We start from the raw sequence: 4,785 nt of genomic DNA, 5'->3' as shown, positions 1-4,785 counted from the left end.
AGCACGCGCTTCGCTGCCCTTTTATCACGCCGCTTCTGCAATATCTCTTCGAGAACGGTGCCATGTTGATCGACCGCACGCCAGAGCCAGGATTTCTCTCCAGCGCATTTCACGACGACTTCGTCCAGATACCAAATATTGCCGGGGCTCGCCTGCCGCCGCCGCAAGTTGCGTGCGATCTGGGGTCCGAACTTGGCGATCCAGCGGCGGACTGTCTCGTATGACACGTCGATTACACGCTCGAGCAGCATTTCCTCAACTTCACGCAGACTAAGGTTGAACCGCAAATAATGCCAGACCGCGTGAGAAACGATCCGTGGCGGAAAACGGTGACGCTTGAAGTTGAATCTCGTGTCTGCATCGCCGAAATCTGCGCCCAACCCGTCAGGCAGGCAACCGCAACCCAGTTAACGTGACAATACCCTACAAACTTATCGAAGTTCCAGCTTTGACCTGCATCTTCGCTTCCAGCGTAAGGCCCAGGGCCGAAATCACCTTGAGTATTGTCACCAGCTCCGGATTGCCATCTTTGCCGAGCGCCCTGTAAAGGCTTTCTCTAGCTAAGCCGGTCTCCTTCGCTATCTGCGTCATCCCGCCTTTTTTCGCACGGGCAAGATGACCCAAAGCGTCGATGAATGATGAGGGATCGCCAGATGCCAGGGCAGCATTCACGTTGGCAGCCAGATCGGCCGCGGATGGAGGTTGTGTAGCGGGCGACGTCTTTACGTTCTGAACGCCTCGAGACGTTTCCAGTAGATCGGCTTGAGCACTGGGTTCATCAGTTTCCCACTCATCAGGTGTCGCGCGGTCGCGCAAATTTTCGCGCAAATCGGCGCTACATCTGGCTAAGAACTCGCTCCACTGTTCCCGGGTTTTAAACGTTACCGGTGATTCCTCAGGTACGTTCAAAAGGACGGCTTTTTTCCCAGCCCTAATTAACCGCAGGACGTTCAGGACTGTGCCCGGGCTCTTTCCGTCCCAGATCATGAACCCGAAATCAGCCTCTCGAGCCATCTCGCGGTCCTTCGCAGCATAAAACTGGAAGCCCTTCACATGTTTAGGCGGCGTGATATTTTGCGTTCGCCATTCACCGAGATTATTGCGAGGTTTGTCACCGGAGCAAAATACGGTCACCTTTTCATAGGCTGCGTCCAAAAAGTGCTTCTGGACAGCTTTATCCGCACCGTTGGCGTCGCCAACAACGACTTCATGTCCATTCTCAATAATGTTGTTCAAACGCTCTTTCGCCTGAGCAGGCAGCCGCGAAATATGTCGCGAGCCGCCGATGAAAACGGTGTTCATTGGTTGCTCCGTGTCTTGGTTATTGTGAGAACGCGTACGCTCGACGCCTGCCCTTGTTCGAGCAAAACTTTGGTGATCTCGTTTAGCGTGGTGCCGGATCGGAAAACATCGTCGAAGAGAAGGATGTTCTTCCCAGCTGTATGCTGGGGATCAACAGCATAAAGACAGGACGCAAGTTCCCTGCGCTTTGCCGGATCATTCTCGTTTTTCAGCTGAGCAGTCGGGCGAGTCGTGCCGACGCATTTTACGACGGGGATCTGGACGCTTGCGCCAATCCCGTCCGCCAGAACGTACACCGGCTGGATAGCGCGGGCGGTTGACGGAGGCGCGGGGATAAGAATGTCAAATTTTGCGCGGTGAGGCTGGATGAAGGCGGTGGCGGCTTCGATGATACCCAGCGCTGCCCCCTGGTTGTTCTTGTACTTCAACTGATAGAGAAGATCCGCGATCGGCGGCCTGACGGTGTCAAATTGCATGTGGCCGGCTTCGTTATAGCCAATGGGCGTGCTGCTTGTCGTATGGAGATCGAGTGCTACCCCAGACTGCCAATTACCGTTTACCTGTTGCCAGTGGATCTCGACCGCCATCTTTGTCTCCCGCTTGCATATATGTAGCCTATGGGTTACATCGCAGCAAGGGGCTTTATGGCTGATCGCTGAGCCGGCTGGCTTGATCCCGTGACAAGAACTCTGAATTTGCGTGCGAAAATTGATTGCGAAGCAGAGCTGATGGCGATGTCCGATAAGAGCGCTTACCAGGAAACCTATATACGGGCGGCGGGAGCAATAGCCTTTATCGCTATCATCAAGCCACAGTGCGACCGCGAGGCGATCCTTGGTAACCGGGCGAAAGCACGCCTGCAGGAGCTTGTCGCCACCGGCAGGACGCACGTCAGCAAGATTCAATGCTCTTGCCGTCCAGGCACGGAAGGAACGCCGCAGTGCAACTATGGCCGGTCCTGTGGTGTCCTTACGATCAACGGCCGAGACGTGGGCCAAATCCTGATTTCCGAAGGCCTTGCGGTTCCCTACCAGTGTGGACCGATCACCTGCCCGAGATCGCCGCGCCCATGGTGCGGATAAAGAGGATCGGGAATAATCTCAAGATCGCAGCGTAAGGAGTTCAGCGATGAAGAAGGCTATTACCTTGCATTGGAACCTGTCAGGCTTTGGCAAGGGTGAGGCCGTCGCTTTCCGCGTCGAGCTGGCCCAGGGACTTGATTCGGTAGAACATCAGATCGTTTCCTTGACCCTTGCTGCAGGCGGCTTTCTGCCGCGCCAGCACCGGGACGAGTGGATTGCGTGGTCCTACCCTGCCCTCTCCGCAATCCAGGTTCTCCCAAAACTGGTAGCAATCGGATTCGAGATCAAACATACAGGCGACGTTCCGGGCTACATCGAGCGAAAGGCAGCATGACATGACGAACGTAATTCTCACCTGGCTCGACGAGCCAACGACGGCCTTCAGGTTTGGCCTTGATCGCAGTATTCCCCTGCGCGACGTGGGCGTAATTCAGAAAGACATTCTCCCCCTCTTTCGCTCTACTCCCGGTCTTAATTTCGTTTTCGAAGGCGCAAAGTTTGAGATCGAGGACCGATCCGCGATCCTGGCCGTAGTCGATGCCTTGGAACGCGCAGGCCATACCGTCGAGAACAAAGGCGACATTCCGCCCGAGATCGAGGCCCCTGCCCCCAAGTTCTGACGCCAGCAACATTCAGCAAACAAAAACATAGTGGACGGGACCAGCAATTCCGGCCGCTATTTTTTTGACCTGTATCCGGCCGCCCGTCGGCTATTTTCCCATGCCGCAAGAGGCCGCACGCTGGGCCCATAGCGCATCCTTTGATTCGGAAGACAAGGATGCTCCATCGTAAGCGCTGTTTTAGTCCCACCTTCCGGATCGGCGTTCGATTGTTGATGTTATGCCCGAACAGGGCTTCGACATATGACGATTACAGGGTTTACGCCTAGCACCAAGACGGATGAGACGGTGCAGCGGTTTGAGGTTTTCACTGGAGCAGGCCGCCGTCGCGACTGGAGCGACGAGGAAAAGCTTCAGATTGTGGCCGAGAGCCATAGCGGTGAGATGTCGGTCAGTGCAGTTGCGCGACGGCATGGCTTGTCGCCTGGTCAGTTATTCACCTGGCGGCGGCAGTCGCGGAGCGAATCCGAGCCAACGTCACCGCCGATGTTCGTACCGGCGGTGATCGACACTCCGGCAAAGATGCATTCGCGACGGCGAAAGACGATAGCGAAGAATATACCTCCAACAGTCGCCATCGAGTTAGAGATCGACGGTGCGATACTCAGGATCGCATCTGGCACAGATGCCGCGACGATTGCAGCCGGTCATTCAGGCCTTGAAGGCATCATTGTGATTGGCCCGTCCGGCGCGGTAAAAGTGATGATCGTCACCAAGCCTGTCGACTTCCGCAAAGGTGCGGAAGGATTGGCCGCATTGGTGAAAGCCGAGATGAGGGCCGATCCGTTCTCCGGTACGATCTATGTGTTCCGGGCCAAGCGAACCGACCGTATCAAACTGATCTTCTGGGATGGCAGCGGCGTATGTCTGGTCGCCAAGCGGCTTGAGGATGGCGAGTTCCATTGGCCCCGAATGCAGGACGGCGCGATGCATCTGACGTCCGCCCAGTTCTCCGCCTTGTTCGAGGGACTGGACTGGAAACGCGTGTATGCGCCGAGCGAAACGCGCACGCCCGTTCAGGCCGGGTAAGGGCCGCGACCAATTGAATCATCGCTATCTGACGCCTCGTTCTGGGACGAAAAATATGCTGTTCTTGCTCCATGACGATAAGGGCGGACGAGCTTCCAGATGATTTAAACGCGCTGAAAGCGATGGTGCTTTCGCGCGAGGCAGAGAATGCCCGCCTACGTCAGATCATCAAGGAATTGCAGCGCCATCGCTTCGGCCGACGCGCGGAAGCGCTTCCCGAGGATCAGCTTCTCCTGGGCTTGGAGGAAGCCGAACAAGTCGAGGCGGATAGGCTTGAAGCGAAGGAAGAAATATCGGCCTCTCTGCGCCAGGCACGCGTTGCCAAACGGCGAACAAACCGGGGTTCGTTGCCAGCCCATCTGCCACGTATTGAGATGCTGGTTGATATCGATGACCATGCCTGCCCAGGCTGTCGACATAATTTGCATCGGATAGGCGAAGACGTCAGCGAGAAGCTCGACATCGTTCCGGCCCAATTCCGGGTACTGGTCGTTCGCCGCCCGAAGTACGGCTGCCGGGCCTGCGAAGATGTCATCGTTCAGGCTCCGGCCCCCCCGGCTGATCGAGGGCGGCATTCCGACCGAGGCAACCGTCGCCCAGGTTCTCGTCTCCAAGTACGCCGACGGGCGATGTCACGTTGTTTGATCAACGGCCGAAAAGTCGCTTGGCGGTAAACTCAGGCAATTGCAGCGGTCACGGCCTTCCACTGCGCCATGGCGCGGATCCGATGAATATGGGTGGCTAGGGCTGAG

At 56.6% G+C, this 4,785-nt stretch carries 6 protein-coding genes and 2 pseudogenes; 4 read left to right on the top strand and 4 right to left on the bottom strand.

The window, feature by feature from the left end:
• The 3 genes from HFO99_RS32880 to HFO99_RS32870 form a co-directional block, all read right to left on the bottom strand.
• The coding region (locus HFO99_RS32880; RefSeq protein ID WP_222365718.1) for an IS6 family transposase at nucleotides 1-380 on the bottom strand (380 nt) is incomplete at its 3' end.
• Between the two features lie 43 nt (nucleotides 381-423).
• Nucleotides 424-1,302, bottom strand: a complete 879-nt coding sequence (locus tag HFO99_RS32875; protein WP_077988112.1) for an addiction module antidote protein — start codon at nucleotides 1,300-1,302, stop codon at nucleotides 424-426.
• Nucleotides 1,299-1,889, bottom strand: a complete 591-nt coding sequence (locus tag HFO99_RS32870; protein WP_222277302.1) for a ComF family protein — start codon at nucleotides 1,887-1,889, stop codon at nucleotides 1,299-1,301. The genes HFO99_RS32875 and HFO99_RS32870 overlap by 4 nt, the downstream gene beginning before the upstream one ends.
• 541 nt (nucleotides 1,890-2,430) lie before the next feature.
• Here HFO99_RS32870 and HFO99_RS32865 point away from each other — a divergent pair.
• The 4 genes and pseudogenes from HFO99_RS32865 to HFO99_RS32845 all read left to right on the top strand — a co-directional run.
• Nucleotides 2,431-2,718 carry a hypothetical protein gene (locus tag HFO99_RS32865; protein WP_077988115.1) on the top strand — a complete coding sequence of 96 codons (288 nt, stop codon included), beginning with the start codon at nucleotides 2,431-2,433 and terminating at the stop codon, nucleotides 2,716-2,718.
• A gap of 1 nt (nucleotide 2,719) precedes the next feature.
• Nucleotides 2,720-3,004 carry a hypothetical protein gene (locus HFO99_RS32860; protein WP_222034463.1) on the top strand — a complete coding sequence of 95 codons (285 nt, stop codon included), beginning with the start codon at nucleotides 2,720-2,722 and terminating at the stop codon, nucleotides 3,002-3,004.
• 243 nt (nucleotides 3,005-3,247) lie between these two features.
• Nucleotides 3,248-4,033 (top strand): IS66 family insertion sequence element accessory protein TnpB, encoded by a 786-nt coding sequence (gene tnpB, locus HFO99_RS34035; protein WP_409994953.1) that lies wholly within the window; start codon nucleotides 3,248-3,250, stop codon nucleotides 4,031-4,033.
• 71 nt (nucleotides 4,034-4,104) lie between these two features.
• A pseudogene (locus tag HFO99_RS32845) lies at nucleotides 4,105-4,657 on the top strand (IS66 family transposase zinc-finger binding domain-containing protein); the annotation flags it as partial.
• A gap of 52 nt (nucleotides 4,658-4,709) precedes the next feature.
• Here HFO99_RS32845 and HFO99_RS32840 read toward each other — a convergent pair.
• Nucleotides 4,710-4,785 (bottom strand): annotated as a pseudogene (locus tag HFO99_RS32840) (IS6 family transposase); the annotation flags it as partial.

This window comes from Rhizobium leguminosarum, assembly GCF_019798305.1.
GTDB classification, from domain to species: Bacteria; Pseudomonadota; Alphaproteobacteria; order Rhizobiales; family Rhizobiaceae; genus Rhizobium; species Rhizobium leguminosarum_U.
Note: the sequence above shows the minus strand (reverse complement) of the source record. Positions and strands in the feature narration are given on the sequence as shown.